Raw genomic sequence first — 24150 nt, 5'->3', positions numbered from 1 at the left:
TTGCAACAGGAGCAGTAGAAGCAGCTGGTGTAATGGAACTGCTTGCGGTCTGATTGCTGCCGCCACAAGCCGAGATCGTCGCTGCCATCGTCGTGATGGACATGATAACTAACATTTTTTTTACCATGAAAGAGCCTCCCTATTTTTCCTTTGAGTATGGATAAAGCAATATACCAAATATCATGGAACCATTGTAGAGCTGGCCCACCACCACCCTTCAAGTATGACTTCTAGGTTTAACCCTTTACAGAGCCGACCAGAACACCCTTAACAAAATACTTTTGTAGAAATGGATACACGCATAGGATCGGAAGTGTGGCTAGAATAATCGAGGCCGCCTGAATCGACTGTGGTGAAACATTCAGCGCTGCATCGACATTGGTCCGCATGAAGGTATCCGTCGAAGTGACGAACAATTCCTTCAAATATAGCTGCAAGGGTTTCAAATCTGCCGAGTTGATATAGATCAGCGAAGTAAAGTAATCGTTCCAGAATGTAACGGCATAGAATAAAGCGATCGTCGCTAGTACGGGCATGGAAAGCGGTAAAATAATACGTACTAGAATCGTCATATTGCTGGCCCCATCCATTTTCGCCGATTCCTCAAGACTGTCAGGCAGACTTTCAAAGTAGCTTTTGACAATGAGCATGTTGTACACGTTAATCATGAATGGCAGGAATAGCACAGGAAGCTTATCGATGAGATGGAGCTGATGCATGAGCAGATATGTCGGGATCAACCCACCGCTGAACAGCATCGTAAACAAATACATGATGATAAAAAATTTGCGCCACCGCAGTCTTGGCTTAGATAGCGGATAGGCGGCAAGCGTCGTCATGAACAGCGCAAGGAGTGATCCAACCAATGTAACCGTAATGGAAATCATGAACGCACTCAGAAACAAGGAGTTGCTAGCTACATACGTATAGGTCCCTATTTGAAAATCGATGGGAACGATATTAACCATTCCCGAAACGACTGCCGCCTCACTGCTCAGCGATTTCGCGATGAGATTAATAAACGGAAAGATGGTCGATAAACTCAGAAGTATAAAGAACAGATGATTGATCACTGTGAAAATTTTCTCGCCGAGCGATGATGGGATGGCCGAAGACTTTCTGGCAGTCTTTGGTTTCAGCATGCGTTGTATGTTCATCGCAGATCCTCCTAAAAGTTTTGCTTTAGCAAAACTAACATCGTAAGCATATGATAAGATTTGCATTATTCCCCACTTACCAAATACCTCGTCCAAAAAACTTTCGGGCCAGACCGTTGCCTGTTAATATCAAAATAAACGCAACAACGGATTCAAATACCCCTACAGCAGTTGAGAAACTATAATCCTGTTCACCAAGACCAATACGATACACATAGGTACCGATAACGTCTGCGACATTGTAAACGCTTGGGTTATACATGACTAGAATTTGTTCGGTTCCAGCCTCCAACACGTAGCCGAGACGAAGAATGAACATAAGCAGAATGATCGGAATTAAGCCAGGCAATGTGATATGGATGATTTGTTTCCATTTATTAGCGCCATCGATCTTGGCTGCTTCATACAAACCGGGATCGATACCAGCTAAAGCAGCCAGATAGATGATCGTATTCCATCCTGTTTCTTTCCAGCCTGCAGTCCCAATGAGCACAGAACGGAAAATATGATTATCTAAGAAGAAGCGGATGGGTTCGCCGCCCATGGCGATTATGATTTTGTTCACGATACCGCCGTTCGTGGAAAGCAGATCGATGAATAGTCCGCTGACGATAACCCAGGATAAGAAGTGAGGCAAGTAGACCACGGTCTGCACGCTTCGTCTGAAAGCGATATTTTTCAATTCATTGAGTAAAATAGCGATCACAATCGGAAGTGGAAAGAGAAACAAGATTTTGTAAATGGAGATAAGCAACGTATTCTGAAATACCTGCAAAAAACTGGCAGACGAAATCAATTTATCGAAATGCTTCATCCCGACCCATGGACTTGAGGACATCCCATCGAAAATATTGAAATCCTTGAACGCAATAATAATTCCGTACATCGGTGTGTACTTGAACAGCAGGAGAAATGCGATGCCAGGAATGAGTGCGAGATACAAATCCCAATCTTTCCTGACATCGATCCACAATTGCTGTATATATCTTTTTTTAACATTTTTATTGATAGATAGGACAGTTTCCTTTGTAGTAGTCGTTTCGCTCAAGGTGCCTCCTCCTTCGTACTGTCTTTCTTAACCTAGTGTATCACCACTCGTTTTTTTGCGAATTAGAGGAATATTACTTGTTTTGGTACTTTCATAACTTCTCGATATTGAAAACAAAAAAACCTTCCCCATGAAACCCGAGAAGGCTGCCGAACGGCTTATTTGTCTATCAATTGCGTATTTCCCCAGGCGTGACACCCCAGTATTTACGGAATACTCTTGTAAAATAACTCACATCTCTGTACCCGACGCCAGATGCGGCATCGTATACGCGCGAGCCTTCCTGCAGGATTGCTTTGGCACGCTCCATTTTTCGTTCTAGCACATAGGTGGAAAAGGCTTTACCGGTTTCCTGTTTGAATAGACGACTTAAATAGGAAGAATTCACATACATCCTGTCAGCGACAGCGTGCAGCGTCATTTCCTGATCAATTTCATTTTCCACGAGGCTTAGTATGGTCTTGATCATGCCATGACTCGTCGATTTCCGCCTTTGGCCTGCATAGGCTAAATACGCCCTGATCATACGCTGCAGCCAAAAAAGGATTTGTTCCTTCGACGCCAGCTCCGAATGGTTATGAAAATAGACATAGTCCTCGCCAGCTACTTCCCGTACCGGCCAGCCCTGCTTTTGGATCATACCGATAAATAAGCATGTGAAGTATAAGATATGTTCACGAATATCATCAACGGTCTCCGCTTTCGCCATCCCACCGTTCCAAAGTGATGTTAACGTTTCATTTGCCTTATCCCCATCACCCGTTTCAAGGGCAATCTCCAGCGTTTTTTCATAGTTAGGCTGAAACGTCAGCTCCGGCTCTCTCCCTTGCTCCGCCCGGTATGGGATCGCTAGGTCATGGCCAAGCACGATTCGATCCTGTAGTGCGCGTACCGCTTGTACGTAGAGCTTGTTCATCTCCGATAAGCCACCAGTCATACCGCTGATCCCGGCACTTGCACTAAGCTTGAGGCAGCTTTTTACCGTAAATAGCAGCTTTTCGGTCAATGCATTGATTTTTTGCAGCGCAATTCTCGGCTCGTCATCGCTTGCAAGCTGAAAAATGATGACCGTACAACCTGTGAAATTGGTAGACACCCAACAGAGCGTAGACGATAAGGCTTCCTTCACAATACTACTAAGCGAAAATTGGAGGAGTGACATATCTTTCCTGCTGAAACGGCTTTCGGTCTCCGATATCGGATCCATATCGACAACTGTCACAGCGTACGCAGCATCTTTTTGCAAATCCAATTGTAGATCCCTGCATCTCTGATCAATCTCCCAGGGTTCATATTTCCCATTTAACAATCCCTGAAAAAATTCATTGACCAAGTGAGGTAGGTGCTGCTTCCACTTCAGCTTGAGCTCGTCCTCGTTATGGCGCTGCTCAAGCTCGCTTCTCAACCTCTCCGCTGCTTCGAGCACCGTCTCCAAAATTTCCTCGTCGCCTGCTGGTTTTAACAAGTATTTCATAACACCGAGACCCAAGGCCTCTTGCGCATATGTGAAATCATCATGTCCGCTAAGAACTATAATTTTTAGTAAAGGATCGGATTGGCGAAGGTGTCTAGCCAATGTCAGTCCATCCATTTCTGGCATCTGCAGATCCAGCAGGATGATGTCAGGCTTTTTGCGGTCAATGATACGAAGGGCTTCCACTCCGTTACCAGCCTGGCCTACGACCTCGATGCCATGCTTATCCCAAGGAATATTATTGGCTAACGCATTCCTGAGGCGGATTTCATCTTCCACAATTAATAAATTCATAATAGGGACCCCCGCTCGGTTTTACTTCACTTGCTTAATCCGTGAGTAACTTAGAAGTTCATCCATTTCTGTTAACGTGTTCGTCAATTGCAGCACGACAGCGGGATGAATATTAGCATCTTCTTTCTCTTTCATCAGAAATTCCTTGCATGCTGCGACCATCTCATGCAACGCAATATACAACTCTGCACCTGCTTCTCTTTGCAAATTTATAAGGAACAAGTCCAAGCTGTCTACAAGATCAATCGCCGTTTTCTCATGAACTGCCTGGCGTGGAAGGTAAACATGTACTACGTCTATTTTGACCGCCTTCAGCAATGCTTGAACTGCCCGCAGCGGATGCATCCCTGTAGAAATCGCATCGTTTCTCCACGGACCTATACGCAAAGCGCGAATCGTTTCATCCGTCGCTTGGCCGAAAGCAAATATGACGGTTCCTGTGTCTACATCCTGCGCTGCAAGAACTTGATCCACGGTTTCTTGCGCACCCAATTTAGCGTACATCGGGTATATCCCGCTGTATACAAGATTGCCTGGAAGAAGCTCGTTTTTGTGTAATTGAACGGATGGTCGAACCTCAGAGGCATTTGCATAATAAGCCTGAGGGATAACAATATCAACGTACTGCGACCAGTTGCCAATTTTATCTGACTCCGCTCCCGGTTCGGGTGCAGCCGATACAATTACATTCGGGCTGATCCTCTTGATCTCCTTGTACAGCTCCGCTACAAAATCGTCCTCGATTCGCTCGAGCCACTTCGTCCACGTTGTCCAAAGCTCCATCTGCCGCTCTGCCTGAATTTCGAGTGGATCTATGCCCTGTTCACGTTGAAAAGCCTCACGGGCATGCGCACTGAAGCAGTAGCTCATCTGCCAGTCATTCGAATGAGGAAACCTCATAAAATCCAGATTGATACCCGCAACTCCGTATGTCGTTATGATCTCCTTTACGATGTCCAGTAGATACTTACGTACAGCCGGATTTATAATATCGAGCCAWTAATAACCGGTCGCCTRCTGAGGCAACGGCCTCTCGGAATATGATTGCCTTCGGGAAAGCGCAGACCATTCCGGATAGGCTCGAAGTACAGGTCCACCCGTTTGGTCGATACCGACCATGAACCCATCCAGCCAAGCGTGCACAGAGATACCCCGCTTCTCGCCCTCCTTAACGAATGCCTCCAACGGGTCCCACCCTCGAAAAGCAGGATGCTGCTCCTCTATCTGTTTCTCCGCTGCCATGCAGCTTGGATAAATCGTATATCCCCATAGCCAAGTCTCCAGATATAACTCATTAAAGCCGGCAGCCTGCACGCGATCCAAGGTGCGGCTCACTTCCTCACGGCTATGTTCTGTAGGGCGATACCAGACTCCTCGGGCTTCCGCTGCTCTACTGGGCAGAGCATGTAGATATCCATCCAAGGCTTCCTTGGACGCCATCTTGGCCTTGCTCACGCTTCCTTCCGCGTCGGCAGACTGAAGCATGAGCGCTTCTTCCAGAAGCCGATCTGCCCTTGCCAAATGTTGTCTTGCCAAGTCAAAAGGAGCATTGACGTAGTTCTCCCAATTCTCCTTCATGATCTTTTTCGCATAGGTAATCTGCTTTTCCACCAGATCCAAACACTGGGCGGTTTCCTGCTCAGTCATAGGTAACACCCCTTTTCATGTGTTTGGTATAGAAAATATCATATCGATGATGCGATAAATAGAGGACAGCGATTACTTTCTTTGGTAGATTGATGCGGAATTTCCGAAAGAGATAAACAGACATTAGGACATGTGCGATCCGTGTTAAATAGAAGGCCGTTTAGTTAAACGATGCAGCGGTTGTGAAAAATCCACACCTCAAGAACAGCTAGATTTCCCAAGTCAAAAATATAAAAAAACAGAGTCTGCTTTAGCGGACTCTGTTTTTTTATGGATGCGAAGGTGCTTCATGATTTATTGTCATTATCATCCAAGCTCTTGTTCTCTGGAACACACTTACCTTCATTTTGCTGAGATAACTTTTCCAGATGACCTTCAATTTTCTTAAGTGTGCTTACGATTTCGTTTTGTTTCCAATACCACGTAAAAAGCTCTCGCAATATAAAAAAGAATGCAAATACCATTGCAAGTAAAACAAAGAAATTCATCATAGAAATACTACTCATATTACCTATTCCAACTCCCCGCTCTAGTAAATTCCGAAGATGTTTATTTAAATGAGCTGACCTTATTACCATTCATATCATACAATTCTGCTGGATCTTCCTCAGTATTATTATGAACATTTGCTGTRGTCCATTTTAATACACCATCAGCTTCTATCGACTTTGCTCCGCTGGTTATTAATACGGATGAACCAGTTTTTAGTATATATCCATCAGGGAAATTAAAKACTTGATTTCCTTTAACGCTAACAAGCTTCCAACCTGTCATGTTCACATTTTTGGAATCATCATTCCGAATCGTAACGATCTCAGCAACGTAATCCAACGCTACGATCGTTATTTTTTCGTTTGTACCAGTAACAACAGATTCACTTTCATTGTCGTAAGACCATAAGCCGAGATCCGTGCTACGAGCGTTTGCTACCAATGCTCCAAATAGATTTACCCATCGTACATTGGGTTGATAGGTCAGCTGCTTCGCGTACCCTTCAGCTACGAGTACGGCATTATACATCATCACTGAATCCAGATATACGTATCCAAGCAATCTACCATATTGATCACGTTCACCTATATCTGTTTCAATATAAACTGTTTTATTCTCAAGTTGATCTTTTGTAAAGGCCGAAGCAACCTTTCCGTATTCGGTGTTCTTAGTTGCATCAGGATGAACAGATTCAGGAGTATCCACACCGATCATGAGAACCTTATCTGTTTTCCCTTCGGGATCAACCACTTCGATTGTATCCCCGTCTACAATGTGTGTAACTTTTGCTGTGAATTTTTTTGCTGAACTAATTATGATAGTCCTTGAGTGAGTTTCCCAGCCAACCGTGTTCCCGAGAGCCTCAGATACAAAACGAAGTGGAACTAACGTGGATCCACTAACGATTTGACCTGGTACCGATAGTTTTAGTTGTTCCTGATTCCTTTGGGCGGTTAAAGAGCCAATCTGATAAACAATGGTTATGTCACCCTTTACAGCCGTTACCGTTCGAATATCACCATTCCATGTAACTTGTGCACCTTGTTCCTCGAAAATTTTTCGAAGTGGAACTAATGTACTCCCATCAACAATTGTGGGTGGAACCTCAAACTCTAGCTTACCCCCATCCAAATATACAGTTGGTGGTGTCTCTGATGCATACGCTTGTCCAGTAGAAATCGTAGAAAAAAGTAGCAGGACAAACCCGAGCTTTTTCAACATAATATCACTCCTGATGTACTCCGTATCTCGAAGATTTAAATGTATTTTCCCATTTCTATATTACCATGTATCAAAGATCTTTTTTCAAATAATAGTGCGTATGCCCACCAACATTCTCTAAGGTTCCAAACACTACAAAGCCTTGTCTTTTGTAAAAATCTAACGCTTGAAAGCTCAACGTATCTAACTTGATAAAATCACACGAATTTGCTTTTGCTAATTTTTCAACTTCTGCTAGTAGTTTCTTTCCATATCCTAATTTTCGAAATTCTTCTTCGACGAATAGATACTTTACCTCTAAAAAATTCAAAAATATTTCACCAATAAGCCCACCGCAAGTTTTATTGTCGGCACTCTTTAAAAACAAATTAACCGCTTGATACCTGTCTTTCAAGTCATCAGGGAAATGCCTCTGATTAAATTCAATCAATTTGTTAACTACATAGGACTTGTCGTCATTATTCGTCTCATTCGATATATACATTTCCACAAGATTCACTCCTGTTCAAATATTAAGGTTTAATAAATTATTTTAACAGATCCGCCTTTCGTTTAATAGCAAAAAGCAAAAAGAGACCCTCAGCAACGGGCTGAGGGTAATCATGTAACAAATATTTATCTCTCGTTCTTCGCGGATTTTACAGATTTAAAATAAGCATATACTTCTTCGAGGTCTTGCGTTGTTTTCACGATTTCATTTGTATCACAAATAATTATTGTTGGGAATTCTGATATTTTTAATTTTTTTCTTAGTTTAATGTCTTTCGGTTGGCTGTCGTATAATTGTATAGTTTCAATAAGATCAATATTATTATCTGAATTCCAAAATTTAGTAAATTCCGTAGCCATTTCTCTTTCACTTTTTTCTCCAAATATATGAACGGTGTACTTACCTTCGGCTGTTGCATATAGCGAATGTAAATCTGCATCATTGTTGCTACAACCAATATTAGTAATTAGAAAGAAAATACAGAAAAAATACGCTAAATTTTTTTCCAATTTATTCACCACCTTAGGATATAACCTTTCCCAGCCGATTTACAATATTTCGATATACCCTTCTGTTCCATGCACGCGAATTCGTTGACCATCTTCTATCAGTTTTGTAGCATTTTCCACACCAACAACTGCTGGCAAGCCATATTCACGCGCGATAACGGCCCCATGGGTCATCAGTCCACCAACTTCGGTGACTAGTCCTTTAATGGATACAAACAATGGTGTCCAGCCAGGATCAGTAAAGGAGGTAACTAATATGTCCCCTTCTTCTAAATTAGCATCTTCCATATTTAAAATGACACGTGCACGTCCTTCTATCACGCCTGAAGAAACCGGTAAACCTACAAGAGCTTCGGTCGGGAGATTTTCTCGGTTGTATGTACCCGAAATGATTTCACCATCCGATGTAATAACACGCGGAGGAGTTAGTTTTTCAAATAATTTGTATTCGTCTTTACGTTTGCTGATGATCTGATAATCCAATTTGTTGGTGCGTACGACTTCATGAAGTTCATCAAAAGTGAGATAAAATACATCTTCTTTTTCAAGAATGACACACGCTTGTACGAGCTGTTCGGCTTCTTTCAGTAAAGCCTGCTTATAAACGAAATAGCGGTTAATCCAACCGTATTTTGGATATTCACGATAACCGATGAAATTCCGAATTCGGCGGATCATTCGTTTTGTCTCTTCAGCTTTTTGTTCACCATCCGGCAATTGGATTAATCGAGCTAATAACTCTTGTTCTTTTTCCAAAGCTTCCTGGCGTCCTTGCTCAAATTTTCGATGGCCGGCATTAGGCTCAAAGGCTTTGATGTTACCCAGAATCATGGGAACCAGTGTAATTGGTTTTTCACTCCAACGCGTTTTAGAAATATCAATTTCTCCGGCGCATCGCATTCCGTATTTATTGAGATAAGCATAGATTGCGTCATGAGCTTCCTGTCCACCCTCGAACTTAACCAGTTCATCCAAAAAGTTATCATCTTTTACATGCTGTAAATAATCAATGACCTCCGGATAAGGGCGAATCCTATCTGCGACACCCATTAATGCCAGACCCATTTCTGAAGTAATATTATAGGGTACCGATTGAGAAAGCGTATCTGCTGCGTTTTTTTCACCTAACCACTCATTCATTTTTTCATTGATCCATAATGAAGCATTTATGGCAGTCATAAACACAGCCGTACTTTGTGGGTCAAATAAGATCTTCTTTAATTGCTGGATATCTTCCAGAATAAAATCAAATACATGGAATCCTGATTTTCTTTGGATGTTTTGTTTTAACTCTTCTACCGATGCGCGATTACTCTGAATCAAATCAGAAACGATGTTCGGATTGTTTTCGATTTGTGCCAGCATATCTGTACTTCTGCCCAGAATCGGTGCTGGTTGATCATTTTGTAACAATTTTATAAAATCTCGCTCTATTATGGTCATGAGTGCGCCTTTAATGAGCGGATCGGATCCCATGGTATTTAATAAACTTTCCCGGCCGACAGGTGTAGCCAGTCTAGGTGCAACATCAATAAACAACCTCCCACCGGCTTTACGCATAGGTGCAGGAGTAATTAACAGATAAAAAGACAATCCCATTGGTTTTATGGGATCGGTCATCATTTGTTGGTGACCGACAGAGAGATAAACGTGGTTTTCTTGATCATTTTCCTCAGGGATGGGGTATAAAGTCGTGATTGGACGACTCTGGACAATATAAAATGCATCCTGGGCTAAACACCATTCGATATCTTGTGGGCTRCCAAAATAAGCTTCGATCTGTCTTCCGATAAGAGCAAGTTGTAAGATTTGTTGATCCGTAAGTGTTTGAGACGTTTGCTGATCAGCGTCGAGCCGCTTGGTCTCAGTTCCACCTTCTTCTCGTCCGTATATAGCCAATTTTTTGGTTGCTATCCTCTTGTTGACGATTTCCCCATCCTGTACTTGGTAACTATCGGCAGATACCAAGCCAGAGACCAGCGCTTCTCCAAGTCCAAAACTGGCATCGATGGATAGCACCTTTCKGTTGGAAGTCATTGGATCCGCGGTAAATAAAATCCCCGAAGCTTGAGGGAAAACCATCCTTTGAACGATAACGGATAAATAAACTTGTCTGTGGTCAAATCCATTTTGCATACGATAGATTACCGCGCGATCCGTAAATAGGGAAGCCCAACATTTGCTGATATGCTGCAAGATGGCATCCACACCGATGATATTTAAATAAGTGTCTTGTTGACCAGCAAAAGAGGCATGTGGTAAATCTTCAGCAGTTGCACTAGAACGCACTGCATAAGCATGTTCATCACCAAACTGGGAGAGATAGTGAGTAACTGCTTTCACAACATCAGAAGGAATTTCTACTTCCATAATGATTTGCCGAATCATCCTGCTGATTTCACTAATTTGATCTCGATCTTCTACTTTTAGCGTCACTAGTCGATCCAACAGAGCATGATACATTTCGTTTTGTTCGATTACTTTGAGATATCCCACTGTTGTAACACAAAATCCTTCTGGTACTTGAATGCCTTCAATTTTTGATAATTCCCCTAAGTTTAACCCTTTTCCGCCAACGAGCATAAGCTGCGTTTTTTCCATTTCCTGAAAACCGGGAACCAAAGAACTCATTCATATCTCTCCTATCCATTAAATTGAGAAAACATTTGACAAGAGCGCGCCGGTGATGTTAAGATGATATTGTAAGATACAATTTCTTTGCCCATACAAACAATTAAAGTCGTAATMCGATTATAGCATCGTGTCCGTATATATGCAATGTTAATGAACCTGAAATTATTCAGGTTCTTTTTTGATTTCCCAGTTCATCTAGCATCTCTTAATATTTGTCACTGCTTTAGTTCTTCTATAGTATGTCATTTCAATATTCTGATCTAACTCGAGGTCTTTAATAACTTCATCAATATCACGATTAATTCTAAAATTCTTTACGTTGCCATCATTCATTCTCGCTTTAATTTTATATCCTTTATAGATATCTTTCTTTTCAATTAATCTTCCGACTACAGTTATATGATCCTGTTTAATTAGATCAAGACTTATCATAATTATTGTGAATATAAAAATTGGGAGACTCAGAATAAATAGAGCAACCAACCAAATAGGTCTCTGTTCAACGATATTCACGAATATTTGTACTAAAGTAATAAAAGAAAATGTTATTAAACTAAATAGAGATATTTTAAGCGACTTTGTAGTCCTTGAATCCATTGTTTTATGTCCTCCTCTTCAAATAACTTAAAGACAATAAACCTTTCACAAAGCAGACCATACTGATAGCCCAAATAACACCTATCCAGGCAATCGTTAAAGAGTTAGATATCGAACTTGTAAAAGCCCTAGTTTCAAGTATTCTTATCCAAGATAATGCACCAAAGGTAAACAATATTAGGTGACTCAAAAACCACCCATAGCCAATCTTCTTAAATTTAACCATCAAACTAATCACTAGCACTAAAATAGGAATCATTACAATTAATAAGCCTACTCTCAGATATAAAATGACCTCTTCTTCCATGAGCATAAAAACATCACTCTCCTTACCGATACTAACAAATAATCCCATATATTTAGACGTTGCACATACATTGATAGTTGACATTTGGAAATTAATATTTCCTAAAGCGTTAGCAAAGCACTAAGACAGCAGAAAGCCAATTGCAAGCATTTCTGCTTGCAATTGGCTTTCTTCCATCTACTCAACCTCTGCCTTCAACGCAACAACAATCTCAGGAAATTCCTCAGCCAGGTTATGATTTTCCCAAGGATCATTTACTAGTTTGAACAATCGATCAGGATTCAATTTCTCTACAATCAGCTTCCACTTTCCATTTGAAATGACTCGCCATGAACTCGGATGCTGAGGCCCTTCATCCAACGCAGATTGCTGAGTTTCACGCAATGTATCGCCCAAACCTTTCAGCACGGATTGAATGGAAATAGAATCCTTCGCTTCCTCCATGGTTAACCCTGCCAAGTCCAACATCGTGCTCGCCAGATCCTGCAGTTCAACCAACGCATCGCTATAGACACCCTTCTGAATACGGGGACCGCTTATCACGAGCGGGATATGAATGGATCCGCGTTCTGGTTTACATTTTCCGAATTTATTGAAATCCCCCAGCATATCGCCATGATCCGAAGCGTAAATGATGACAGTATTGTCCAGTTCTCCCCTTCGCCTGACTTCATCTAGAAGCAGACCGACGTTTCGATCGATATTTTCCAGCATGGCCGCATAATTTTGCCGGATACTGTTCCATGTTTCTTTTGGCAGACTACACGAATTCGGCTCCTCAAATTGAACATGCTCCCAATCTGCCTTCATCCGATGAGTGATATCCCAAGGCTCATGCGGTCCCACGAAATTTACCATGAGGAACCACGGCTGGTCTTTGGGAAACTCATGCAGCATTTGAATGCCGTTCCTGGTCAGCCAATTGTCACAATAGGCCTCATCGGGCAAATCGGTAGCATTCGTACGCTGACCGCGATCTTGCATATCTGCCAGATGGATGTCCGCCCATCCGTTCTTGTACAAATAGTTCATATACGGATCGCGAGGAGCTTCCTTCCCCGAAATAATAGCGTCAATTTTACCGGCATTATCGATGGCATCTGTAAATCCGAGTTCACCAAGTTCATCGATCCAACCATCCAGCCCCCACCAGTGCGTCGCTTTATGCAGATCGAATTTCCCGACGCCGCCAACGCGGTAACCGCCTTCTTTTAAGACGGAGTAGAAGGTTTTGCGAGAAATATCATAGTTTTCATGGTTTCCAGCGACTTGGGCTTGTGTGTATCGTAATCCAGAAGCGAGACAAGCCCGGGCAGGTGCACAAAGAGGCGAAGGCGTGATTGCGCGTGTAAATGTAACACCTTGCTTCATTAAGCCTTCGATCTGCGGCATGCGCAGCGGTAGTTGTTCCATCCCCAGTGCAGACAATACCTCAGGAGCATAAGGCATCCAATCTCCACGATGCGTATCCGGGAATAGAAACAGAAAGTTGGGCCGATTCATGCAAAACTCACCTCTTATTTAGATGCAAAATGGGATCCTGAACGCGTTGCTGCCAAATCTCGAGCTCTCTCTGCAGCCTCTGCAGATGCTCCTGATATGTCGGAATTTCGGCTAAATTGCACGTTTCCCATGGGTCATTCTTCAAATCAAACAATTGAATCAAGTCTGAGCCAATTTCCCCGACACGGTAGTAGCGAATTAATTTCCAGCGTCCGTCACTGATCATCCGTTGAACGTATTTATATGCAGCAAATACCGTATCACGTATGACCGTTTCTTCTCCTGTTATCAATGGCACCAAGCTTCTGCCCTCAACCGAGGTCGGCAATGGCATGCCGATGATTTCACAGATAGTTGGGTAAATATCCATTTGACAACCAAGCCCGCTGATTTCTGCGCCGACCGGTAAACCAACTCCTTGCATGATGAGCGGAATATGAATGCTATGATCGTACAAGTTTTGTTTTCCTAATAAACCATGCTGCCCTAAGGCAAGTCCGTGATCGGCCGTAAAAATAATAAGGGCTTCCTCTGCCCCCTTGCGCTCTCGTAACGATTGGATTATACGACCAATTTGCTCATCCAAATGCGTGATCATGCCATAATACTCTGCGAGATGTTGGCGTATCTCTGGTTCTAATCGCGGTAATGACGCTAATTGTTCGTCCCGTACATGTAGTTCACCATTATCAAAAGGGTGCTTGGTCATGAAATTGTTTGGCAATGGAATAGCTTCCGCTTCATATTGATTCAAGTAAGCTGGCGGCGGCGTCCTGGGATCATGCGGAGCTGTAAAAGCCACATAAAGAAAGAATGGCTCTTCGTCTTGACTGTTCTGTAGGAAATCAATAGCGGCATCAGCAAATAGCTCTGAGGAAAACGTCTCACTAGGGTACTTGGCTTCCTCAGGAAATTGTCCGCTCGGGTCATACTCCTGTAACGGAAGTCCAATATGATCACCCATCCCTCCAAAAAATATCTCCGCCCCTCCCGAAAAACTTCGATGAAAGCTCTCTTTGCCATTATGCCATTTACCGATCCCATAGGTTCGATAGCCATTCTGTCGGAGAGTCTCCGGCAGCGTAGGAAGCGTTGGATTTAGTTCCCATAAATTAGGGTTCTCTGTTTCACCCAGCTTAACTTCGCTCTGAGATACCATAGCTTTGAAGACGTTGGTTCCCGTCATTAGGCATGCTCGACTAGGCACACAAAGTGCAGCCGTTTGTCCACCCATCGTATACATAGCATTAAGGCGGACACCCTCATTAGCAAGCTGATCCAAGACAGGAGTCTGTACCACTGGATTTCCATAAGCGCCAATACCATCAAATCGATGATCATCCGCAATCAGAAAAAGAATATTTGGTTTTTTTGCCGTGTTTTGTTCGCTCATTTGTACCTCCTAACCCTAAACATTGAATGAACTGCACAACAAGGACACTTATTTGATGGCGCCGCTCGTCAAGCCGCGCTGCAAATATTTTTGGCCGAAGATATACAAAATCACAATAGGAATGGTAATCAGAACAAGCGCCGCGAACACCTTGTGATAATCAGAGGTATACTCTTTTATGAAAAATTTGGGAGCCATCGTCACCGTTAACATGCTTTCTTTGCTAATAAAGACAAGCGGAAACACATATTGGTTCCATGAATTTAAAAAAGCTAATATCCCGATGGTCGCTAGCACGGGCACCGCCAAAGGCAATACCACATGAACAAATCTGCCCCATGCATGTGAACCATCGATCTCGGCCGCTTCCAATAGTTCATTCGGAATCTCATCGAAAGCATTGCGAGCAATGAGCAAAGAAAATGGAATACTCATCGCGACCTCTGGACCAATTAACGAGAGATACGTATTCATCCAATGAAAGGATTTCACCGTTTGGAACAACGGAACAAGCATCGCAACCGGTGGAATCATCAATCCAATCAGACATATTGCAAAAACGATAGAATCACCAGGAAACCTCAGTTTACTGAAGCCAAATGCGGCTAGTGAAACGACTATTAATAGGAGTACAACTACCGATATGGCAACAATGAAGCTATTAAGCAGGAAATGCGGGAACAAATCCAGGCTTAACACCGCTTGATAATTTCCCCATCCGTCTCCTTCCCATGAATACATCACGAGGTAGATCATCGGAACGACCCAGACCGAAGCCAGGAGAAGGAGGAGAATATTCATTGTCAACTTTTCCGAAAGCCGCATGCGACCGAACATATCTATGACCTCCTAATCCTGTTATACACACGCAATTGAAAGGCCGTATAGACAAAGGCGATCAGCAGTAGAACCACAGAAATGGCTCCGCTATATCCCGTTTGATATTTCAATAAGGACTCTCGGAACAAAAAAGTAGAAATAAGCTCAGTAGCGCCACCGGGACCACCCTCCGTCATAATCCATACCAGGTCAAACACTTTCAAGGCATGAATGATGCCAAGAATCATCAATGTAATGTGTGTGCCGCTGAGCATGGGGAGGATAACGTGACGAAATTGCTTCAGCACCCCGGCTCCATCAATCTTAGCAGCTTCGAATATCTCATGATCAATACTTAGCAGACTCGTATAGTAAATCAACATATAGAAGCCCGTGTTGGCAAAAATATAAGCAGCCGCAATCGCATTCAACACAGTGCCCGGTTCAGACAACCAGGAATGCACCAAACTGTCCAAACCAACATGCTTCAGCACTGTATTGAGTAGTCCGAAATTGGGCTCGTAGATACCGGTGAATGCCGTGCCGATCGTAACAACCGCAATGACATGCGGCAGAAAGAAAATCGATTTAAACAAGCCGCCTGCTTTCCAAACACCATTTAACAAAGTGGCCAGCAGTAACCCAAGTGCCATCGCAATCGGAATCGTTATAACCAGAAAATACAACGTATTGGCGAGTGCCTGATAGAAATTCGGGTCATGAAGCAAATTGATGTAATTATCGATCCCGATAAATGTTTTGCTCCCAATACCTGACCATTCAAACAGACCGATGTAGATATTGTAGAAGATTCCGAAGAACGTAAACACAGATACGAAGATCAATAAGGGCAAGGAGAAATATAATCCAGTGAAGCGGCCTCGTTTCTTCTTTTTCGCTATGTCCATTTGGATCCTCCTCGCCTCCCTTATTTAATGTGTAGATCAACTACCGTAGGTTCATCTCAGTTATCGTTTTACAGTATCTGAGGCTTTCTGAACTTCAGCCATCGCTTGTTCGGGCGTTGCGGTTCCACTAGCTACCTTCTGTAAATTAAGAAATAACGCTTGTTCGATTGGCGCATTATCAAGGAAACGAATGCCGCCTACATCCTTCGTAAGTGCATTCAGAATGACATCAACGGATTGCTTCTCTATATCTGTTTTCAGGTTCGCTTTATCCATCGACAGTCCTTCTTTTACGGGGAGGAACTGAAGTGCCTTGCTCAAGATGTTCTGGTACTCACCTGTTGCCATGAACTCCACAAATCGCCAAGCTGCCTCTTTATTCTTCGAATCTTTGCTAATCCCCAGTGGAACGTCACCGTTAATAAGTACACTCGTTTTACCACCGGCAATTGTCGGCATAGGCACGAGACCAAATGTACGATCCCCCATTTTCAAGCTTTCCTTATTCGATACATCTGTCATAATCCAAGCACCTACGAGAATCATGGGAAGCTGTCTCTTTTGTTCATACATATCACGTAGGTCTGGATCGAATTTGGTGGTCAAGTTACCGTCTTGGAAGATGTGATCTGTGTAAAATTGCTTGAAGGCATTCGTCGCTTGAATAAACACCGGATCTGTAAATTTCGCTTTCCCCGCATCTGCCTCATATAATTTCCCCGGTGCAATCTGATTGACAAGGGTATAGAACACATCCGTTACAGTTGTACTTTTACCGCCAGCGAAACCTAATCGCGGAATAATTCCAGGTATCTTGGCATCCTCAAATTTTTTAACGACTTGTTTGAGTTCATCGTAGGTTTTAGGCGGCTCCGCACCTACTTTTTTAAACAAATCCACATCGTAAGATAGAAACGGTGTTACCGCAACGCCCGTGGGAATCGTCTTGAAATCATTCTTCTTGGCAGATTCCAACGGCGTAGCTTTGAACAGCTTTTGCCAATCCTTGCCCAATGACTTCTCTGCCAAAGGAGCTAATGGCTCGAGGATCGGCGAGTAATTTTTGATCATCGGACCATTGGAGAATGCCATAACATCGGGTACTTCTCCGCCTTGAATCGCAACTTGAATTTTTTTGTCATAGTCGGCAGATGGTGTACGCACATAGTTCACTTTGATTTTAGGGTATTTCTCGTTAAATGCCTTGATGAGGGGTTGCCACACATTATCATCAGGCGACCAAGACCAGAACGATATTTCTCCTGTAATCTCCTCTGGCTTTTGTGCGGCAGCTGCCGTTGCATTCGTCGCCGTTGATGGCGAGGCGGTGCTGCTTGTTGTCTGCGAAGAGCATGCGGACAATAGAAGAATGCCAATCAGCAAATAACTCATGAGTCTAAGTCTTCTCATAAACAAAAACACTCCCTTTTAATTTTATTTAGTATAACTGTAATACCAAGTAAATGACTCGGTTTAGTTGTTTTTAATTTAATCTCTATCCCAGAATAAGTCAATAACTAATTTATAATTTTATTTGAATTTCTTTACATACCCCCTAATTCGCTTCGTAATAGCGCTTACAATTCATTTTATTAAATTAGTATAAAACTTATACTAAATAAATCGGTGATGTTTCAGGCAATTCTATATTTATTTTTAAAGCCTTAAAAGTCAATTCCGTTTTGACATAATTAACTATTTTGTATATTATACATACTAAATAACCATAATCGATTGGAAGTAAGGTTGTGATCACAATGCATGGAAATGGGCCTATTGGTAATTATGATCTCGTCAAAAAAATAAATATGGAACATACGATAAGTACGATTCTGAAATATCGTCCCTTATCTCGCGCCAAAATCGCTTCACTTACCGGACTTAATAAAATGACCGTCTCCAGCTGTGTCGATCTGTTCCTGCAAAAAGGAATTGTCGTTGAATTAGGCACCACAGGAACATCAAGAGGACGCCCGCCAACATTGGTCGATATCAATGAAAAAGCTGGTATCTGTGTAGGTGTTGAAGTTGAAATCAACCAATTTACCGTACTCGTTACGGATCTCTTAGGTAAAAAGTTAGACAGCATGATCATCCCGCTCCAGAACAAAGCCCCTTCATTTTTTATCGAATCAATCTCACCTATTTTGACAGATTTAGTTAAGGGGCATGCTATTCTTCCATTAGGAATTGTAGGTGTTAGCATTGTTATTCCGGGATATTACAATATTCGAACGGATGTCGTCGATTACAGTGCGAACCTGCAAGAATGGAACGATTTCCCCTTGCGAAGTGAATTAGCAAAGCGTGTTCCCTCACTTCCCATTTATGTGAATCCTGCGCCATATGCTGGCGCTATGGGGGAAGTTCACTTTGGGCAGTCCAAAGCAGTCGATCATTTAGTCTATGTCACCAGTTCCTGGGGATTATCTGTTGGTGTTTACAACAAAGGAGAATTATTTACCGGCACCACAGGTACAGCTGGCAGATTGGGACACTCTACCATTCATATGAACGGTAAGAAATGCACCTGCGGCAGCAGAGGATGCTGGGAAATGTATGCGTCCATCAAGGCGCTGTATGACCTTCTCGAAACAACCCCGCAACTCCTCCCCTTCTCGGAAATTGTCCAAGGGATTCACACGGGGGATTCAAAAATAACAAGTGCTGTTCATGAGATTGGTCATTTTCAAGGTATAGGACTGGCTAACGTCATTAATGCATATAATCCTAGAGTAATTTGCATTGGAGGACTTCTTGCCTTGCTAGGTCCAGCTCTGATTAACTCCTTATGGCATACACTTCATGAAATGATTCCGAAGAGGTTTCTTCAAAATCTAGAGATTTACTGTTCGGATTTAGGAGAGCTCGGTATTGCTCATGGAGGCGTTTCGATGGTTCTAAGGCAACTATCAACAACAATTATTCATTATTCTTTGTTGGAGTAGATATTATTTAGATGAGAAAATATCTCAAAAACCCACAGCAGTCTACTGTTGTGGGTTTTTGGGTTATGCGGCATTACTATAATTCCACTCACCGCTTCGCCTTCTAACTAATTGTCCAATTTCTCTATATTCCTGCATATCATATATTAATAGTACAAAAAAAGATTGATTTCCATCCTAATTTGTATTATAACTTAAATTGTAATGATTATTATCTAAAACTAATTTTAATTTGATTGGAGAGGTAGAAATGAACTCAATGGATTCTGCTAGTTCAGGAAAATGCCCGTTCTCGCATGGAAGCGCTACAAGTCACAAATCTAGTGGTACGACAAATAGAAACTGGTGGCCAAATCAGTTGAACTTGAACATTCTCCATCAACATGACCGCAAAACAAACCCTTTCGGCGACGATTTGGATTATGCAGAGGAATTCGGTAAATTAGACTATCCAGCTCTTAAACAAGATCTTCGTGATCTCATGACGAACAGTCAAGATTGGTGGCCGGCTGACTACGGACATTATGGCCCCTTCTTTATACGTATGGCTTGGCACTCCGCAGGTACATATCGCACAGGTGACGGCCGCGGTGGGGCTGGAACCGGCACGCAGCGCTTTGCTCCCCTTAACAGCTGGCCTGATAACGGCAACTTAGATAAAGCTCGTCGACTACTATGGCCGATTAAGCAAAAGTATGGCAACAAAATTTCTTGGGCTGACTTGTTCATTCTAACTGGTAATGTCGCTATTGAATCGATGGGCGGCAAAACATTTGGTTTCGGCGGCGGACGTGCGGACGTGTGGCACCCAGAAGAAGACATCTACTGGGGTGGAGAAACAGAGTGGCTAGGAGATAAGCGTTACACCGGCGATCGCGAGCTCGAGAATCCGCTTGCCGCCGTTCAAATGGGTCTTATCTATGTGAATCCAGAAGGTCCGAACGGTAAACCCGATCCGCTTGCAAGTGCACGCGACATCCGCGATACCTTCAAACGGATGGGTATGAACGATGAAGAAACCGTTGCTCTCGTAGCCGGTGGACATACCTTCGGTAAAGCACACGGCGCTGGTGATGCTGCACATGTAGGCGCTGAGCCGGAAGCTGCTGCAGTCGAAGCACTAGGCTTAGGTTGGATCAGCACACACGGCTCCGGCAAAGGTCGCGACACCATCACTAGCGGTATTGAAGGGGCATGGACAGCGAATCCTACACAGTGGGATAATGGCTATTTCGAACTCCTATTCGGATACGAATGGACGCTTACGAAGAGCCCTGCTGGCGCACAACAATGGGCTCCAGTAAATCCTGCTGCAGAGCATCTCGCACCAGACGCAGAAGATGCATCCATTCGTATTCCGACGATCATGACTACTGCGGATATGGCATTGCGTATGGACCCAGCGTACGAGAAAATTTCTCGTCGTTTTTATGAAAATCCAGAAGAATTTGCAGATGCCTTTGCTCGTGCATGGTTTAAGCTTACACACCGTGACATGGGTCCTTTGGCCAGATATCTGGGGCCGGAAGTTCCTGAAGAAGTGCTAATCTGGCAAGATGCTGTGCCAGCTGTTTCATATATATTAACAGACGCAGATGTAGAAGATCTTAAAACAAAGATTCTAAACTCTGGCCTTACAGTCAGTGAGCTGATAACTACGGCTTGGGCTTCGGCTAGCACTTTCCGTGGTACTGACATGCGTGGCGGAGCGAACGGTGCTCGCATTCGACTTGCACCACAGAATGAGTGGGAAGTGAATCAACCCGATCAACTTATCAAAGTGCTTACGATCCTAGAAGGCATTCAAGAAGATCTAGATGTCAAAGTAAGCCTCGCTGATTTGATTGTACTTGGCGGCAGTGCCGCGGTGGAAAAAGCTGCGCGTGACGCAGGCTTTGATGTAACAGTTCCTTTTACTCCAGGACGCGGTGATGCAACAGAAGAGCAAACCGATGTAGAAAGCTTCGCAGTGCTTGAACCGGTCGCTGATGGTTTCCGCAATTATCTGAAGAAACATCTTAGCGTAGGCTCTGCAGAGCTTCTAATCGATAAAGCACACCTGCTAAACCTGACTGCACCGGAGATGACAGCTCTTGTTGGCGGTATGCGTGTACTAGGTACGAACTTCGGGGGTACCAAACATGGCGTATTCACCGATCGTGTAGGCACACTCACGAACGACTTCTTTGTTAACTTGCTCGATATGGGCGTTCAGTGGAATCCGATAAGCCGCGATGTATTTGAAGGACGCGATCGCAAAACGGGTCAAGTCGTTCGTACAGCAACTACAGTTGACCTTGTATTCGGATCAAACTCCATTCTGCGTGCCATTGCAGAAGTTTATGCGCAAGACGATAACAAAGAAAAGTTTGTGCGTGACTTCGTAGCTAGCTGGGTCAAGGTAATGAATGCAGATCGTTATGACTTGAATTAAAAACGTAATACTTTGTATAGCAAAGAGCAGTATTATCGTTACATACTGCTCTTTGTTGTACTAAAATTAAATCAGAAAAAAACACGAAATGAGGTGATCATAATGAATAAGGATACGGTATTAGACCAAATGAAAGAAGATGGGCTGCGTCTTACACCCCAGCGTATTCATATCGTCGAACTCCTATTCGAATTGTCCCATCCRACAGCGGAACGGATCTATTCCATGATGACCGAGAAATTTCCGTATGTGAGTCAAGCGACTGTCTATAACACGCTCCGAAAACTAAAGGAAATCGGTGTCGTCAAAGAGCTTACGAATGGCGACAAGTCCAGCAACTTTGAAGTGAACGAAGCGGAACACTGGCATTTTAATTGTAAGGTTTGCGGTGAGATCTACGATTTGGAGCCGAGTAAGAGCGAAGCACTGATGGCAGTCGGTACACATAACGGTTCGTTCCAGGTCGACAACTATCAGGTAGAGTTTTATGGCGTTTGTGCGAAGTGCAAAGGTTAGGACCAGAACTATTTTCACTAATTCAACCACTTTATCTTCCCCCAGTCAGCGCTTTCCGGTAATTTCCTATATCGCAAGAAATCTTCCTGTGCTCCCCCCCCATTTTCCCCGCAAATTGAATATGAAAAAAGCCATGCAGGCTGCATAGCTTTTTGCCGTGATAAAACCTATAGCATCAATTTCGGGAAATTCGTTAAGATTTCTTTATGGTGTAAGATCCAAATCGTTCGATTTCTTCAATAGCCTTGTGTCCAAAAGACTCGATTAGCTCATCGGCTCTGATTTTGGTTCCCCCTAGTGTTAGCCCGTCCCAGCGTACAATTTTACCGTCCTTAACCAAAAAGTAATCATCCATACGATAACCTCCCAGATTATTATTTTGGAAATCTCTGTGCGCTTGCCTACGCAGAGTATGAATCTGCCTCCCCCTATTTTAGCACACTCTGTCCTAGGGAAACAAAGTGAACCTTTACTACATAGACAAAACAATATACGATAACGCTAATAACGCCAAAAATTGATGTTTCCTCAGGTTTAATCACAATAGCGTTACGCCATCACTTTATTTCTAGCAAGAATGAGAAAAACTTATATCGAAGTAATTCGAGGAAGAGCGACCGCGTTTTAGATGTWGTTTTTATCGCCAATAAGAATTTGTTCTTCCGAGTACCGGAAACTTATAAATCCTTATGTGGTAGCAAAAAGCCCGAAATAAGATGATGCCATCACCTTATCTCGAGCCAAGCTCCAATCGCATTCGTACCTATCGACTAGAACCATAGAATTACAAACGCCGATGAACCACTATATTTTGTAGTGGTTCATCGGCGTTTATTGAAGACTTTGTCAACAGCGGTGTCCTTCAGTTGAAACCAGCTGGGAATAACTCTTTAAATATGATTATATTCATCAATTGACTCGTGACTTGTAACTTCCGAATCCTCATCAAAAGCATCTATTCCCCCATTGAGCTGTTGAGCATATCCGCGAATCAAATCGTAATCCTCTTTATAATCCATTGATCCCGTTTCAGTCATTGATTCTTGATTATTTTTCTTAATATTCATCCTACCCACTCCTTCCTGATTTAGATAGAATTTCCTACAAAACATAATATGATACGTCACTAAATACAATACCTAAAAATTTGTGCCTAGCATTCTTTCAGCTCATTTGTGTTGATAAGCGAATCTGCCCGTTTCGTTTCAATTCCATTTATCCGATTTTCCGACCTATGGCCCCGACCATATCACTAAAGACCTCTTCCCAGTCAAGATTTACATTTTCAATTGTATACGCTGGAAATGGCAGCATATCAAGCAGCCTCAATTCGATCCGCTTGCGGTTTTCCATAAACCCAATATTTTGTTCCGTCGCGAAGTGGGGGCTTGAACGGATGGAAGAAATCCAAACCTGCTGATCCCGCACACTCGGCTGAGTTAAATAAATCACTACTGGATGCAAAGCAGCAATCTGATCGGCGATTCCCTGAATATGCTGCTCGATATGGTGATCAACAGCCTGATAATGACCTAACAAATCATGAATCTGATGCTGAAAAAAAACGGCTTCGAACACATATACCTCTTCTGAAGTGTTGGCAAGCTCAGCAAAACGTGCCCATTGCCGCTGAATCGAATAGGTAAATTCTGATATTTCAGCAACGGGTGAATCCGTCCAGCATAACTCACGGGACATGAGCTCCGAATTGAGCGCATCCAACTCGTTGAATTCCTTGATTTCACGATAAGGAATCAGA

The 24150-nt window shown here is 43.0% G+C and carries 21 protein-coding genes; 3 read left to right on the top strand and 18 right to left on the bottom strand.

Going from position 1 to position 24150, the window contains the following annotated elements:
* Window positions 1–236 precede the first annotated feature (236 nt).
* The 15 genes from AC1DVJ_RS25225 to AC1DVJ_RS25155 all read right to left on the bottom strand — a co-directional run bounded on the left by AC1DVJ_RS25225 (window position 237) and on the right by AC1DVJ_RS25155 (window position 17885).
* Window positions 237–1157, bottom strand: a complete 921-nt coding sequence (locus tag AC1DVJ_RS25225; protein WP_477594553.1) for a carbohydrate ABC transporter permease — start codon at window positions 1155–1157, stop codon at window positions 237–239.
* 76 nt (window positions 1158–1233) lie between these two features.
* Window positions 1234–2166, bottom strand: coding sequence for an ABC transporter permease (locus AC1DVJ_RS25220; protein ID WP_477594558.1), 933 nt, complete (start codon window positions 2164–2166; stop codon window positions 1234–1236).
* Window positions 2167–2374: 208 nt separating this feature from the next.
* Window positions 2375–3973, bottom strand: a complete 1599-nt coding sequence (locus tag AC1DVJ_RS25215) for a response regulator (RefSeq protein WP_477594551.1) — start codon at window positions 3971–3973, stop codon at window positions 2375–2377.
* A 21-nt stretch (window positions 3974–3994) separates the two neighbouring features.
* On the bottom strand, window positions 3995–5620 hold the full coding sequence (locus AC1DVJ_RS25210) for a glycoside hydrolase family 10-like protein (protein WP_477594549.1): 1626 nt from the start codon (window positions 5618–5620) through the stop codon (window positions 3995–3997).
* Between the two features lie 287 nt (window positions 5621–5907).
* Window positions 5908–6126: a hypothetical protein gene (locus AC1DVJ_RS25205; RefSeq protein WP_477594547.1), complete on the bottom strand. Its 219-nt coding sequence runs from the start codon at window positions 6124–6126 to the stop codon at window positions 5908–5910.
* Between the two features lie 43 nt (window positions 6127–6169).
* On the bottom strand, window positions 6170–7333 hold the full coding sequence (locus AC1DVJ_RS25200; protein WP_477594545.1) for a stalk domain-containing protein: 1164 nt from the start codon (window positions 7331–7333) through the stop codon (window positions 6170–6172).
* A gap of 70 nt (window positions 7334–7403) precedes the next feature.
* Complete coding sequence (locus tag AC1DVJ_RS25195) at window positions 7404–7823, bottom strand: GNAT family N-acetyltransferase (RefSeq protein WP_477594543.1); 420 nt, start codon at window positions 7821–7823, stop codon at window positions 7404–7406.
* A 125-nt stretch (window positions 7824–7948) separates the two neighbouring features.
* Window positions 7949–8332 (bottom strand): hypothetical protein, encoded by a 384-nt coding sequence (locus tag AC1DVJ_RS25190; RefSeq protein WP_477594541.1) that lies wholly within the window; start codon window positions 8330–8332, stop codon window positions 7949–7951.
* 39 nt (window positions 8333–8371) lie between these two features.
* Complete coding sequence (ppsA, locus tag AC1DVJ_RS25185) at window positions 8372–10963, bottom strand: phosphoenolpyruvate synthase (protein ID WP_477594539.1); 2592 nt, start codon at window positions 10961–10963, stop codon at window positions 8372–8374.
* Window positions 10964–11567: 604 nt separating this feature from the next.
* Window positions 11568–11954 (bottom strand): hypothetical protein, encoded by a 387-nt coding sequence (locus AC1DVJ_RS25180; protein WP_477594537.1) that lies wholly within the window; start codon window positions 11952–11954, stop codon window positions 11568–11570.
* A gap of 93 nt (window positions 11955–12047) precedes the next feature.
* Complete coding sequence (locus AC1DVJ_RS25175) at window positions 12048–13373, bottom strand: sulfatase family protein (RefSeq protein WP_477594535.1); 1326 nt, start codon at window positions 13371–13373, stop codon at window positions 12048–12050.
* Window positions 13374–13380: 7 nt separating this feature from the next.
* Entirely contained in the window at window positions 13381–14766 is a 1386-nt protein-coding gene (locus tag AC1DVJ_RS25170; RefSeq protein ID WP_477594532.1) for a sulfatase family protein, read from the bottom strand.
* Window positions 14767–14814: 48 nt separating this feature from the next.
* Entirely contained in the window at window positions 14815–15603 is a 789-nt protein-coding gene (locus tag AC1DVJ_RS25165; protein WP_477594530.1) for a carbohydrate ABC transporter permease, read from the bottom strand.
* Between the two features lie 2 nt (window positions 15604–15605).
* Complete coding sequence (locus AC1DVJ_RS25160; RefSeq protein WP_477594528.1) at window positions 15606–16493, bottom strand: carbohydrate ABC transporter permease; 888 nt, start codon at window positions 16491–16493, stop codon at window positions 15606–15608.
* Between the two features lie 60 nt (window positions 16494–16553).
* Window positions 16554–17885, bottom strand: coding sequence for an ABC transporter substrate-binding protein (locus AC1DVJ_RS25155; protein ID WP_477594526.1), 1332 nt, complete (start codon window positions 17883–17885; stop codon window positions 16554–16556).
* 365 nt (window positions 17886–18250) lie between these two features.
* Here AC1DVJ_RS25155 and AC1DVJ_RS25150 point away from each other — a divergent pair, with 365 nt between their 5' ends.
* The 3 genes from AC1DVJ_RS25150 (at window position 18251) to AC1DVJ_RS25140 (ending at window position 22391) form a co-directional block, all read left to right on the top strand.
* Entirely contained in the window at window positions 18251–19441 is a 1191-nt protein-coding gene (locus AC1DVJ_RS25150; RefSeq protein ID WP_477594556.1) for an ROK family protein, read from the top strand.
* A gap of 250 nt (window positions 19442–19691) precedes the next feature.
* On the top strand, window positions 19692–21875 hold the full coding sequence (gene katG / locus AC1DVJ_RS25145) for a catalase/peroxidase HPI (RefSeq protein ID WP_477594524.1): 2184 nt from the start codon (window positions 19692–19694) through the stop codon (window positions 21873–21875).
* 102 nt (window positions 21876–21977) lie between these two features.
* The gene (locus AC1DVJ_RS25140; protein ID WP_477594522.1) at window positions 21978–22391 is read left to right on the top strand and encodes a Fur family transcriptional regulator; all 414 of its coding nucleotides are present in this window, start codon (window positions 21978–21980) and stop codon (window positions 22389–22391) included.
* A 193-nt stretch (window positions 22392–22584) separates the two neighbouring features.
* Here AC1DVJ_RS25140 and AC1DVJ_RS25135 read toward each other — a convergent pair whose 3' ends face one another.
* From AC1DVJ_RS25135 to AC1DVJ_RS25125, 3 genes are all read right to left on the bottom strand, one after another.
* Window positions 22585–22746, bottom strand: a complete 162-nt coding sequence (locus tag AC1DVJ_RS25135; RefSeq protein ID WP_477594521.1) for a hypothetical protein — start codon at window positions 22744–22746, stop codon at window positions 22585–22587.
* Between the two features lie 535 nt (window positions 22747–23281).
* On the bottom strand, window positions 23282–23458 hold the full coding sequence (locus tag AC1DVJ_RS25130) for a hypothetical protein (protein WP_477594519.1): 177 nt from the start codon (window positions 23456–23458) through the stop codon (window positions 23282–23284).
* Window positions 23459–23606: 148 nt separating this feature from the next.
* Window positions 23607–24150 (bottom strand): P-loop NTPase family protein (locus AC1DVJ_RS25125; protein ID WP_477594517.1); only part of this gene is annotated, 544 nt, incomplete at its 5' end.

The sequence above is a fragment of the Paenibacillus sp. P4_A9 genome (assembly GCF_056402415.1).
This window is presented reverse-complemented; position numbering and strand designations above follow the sequence as displayed.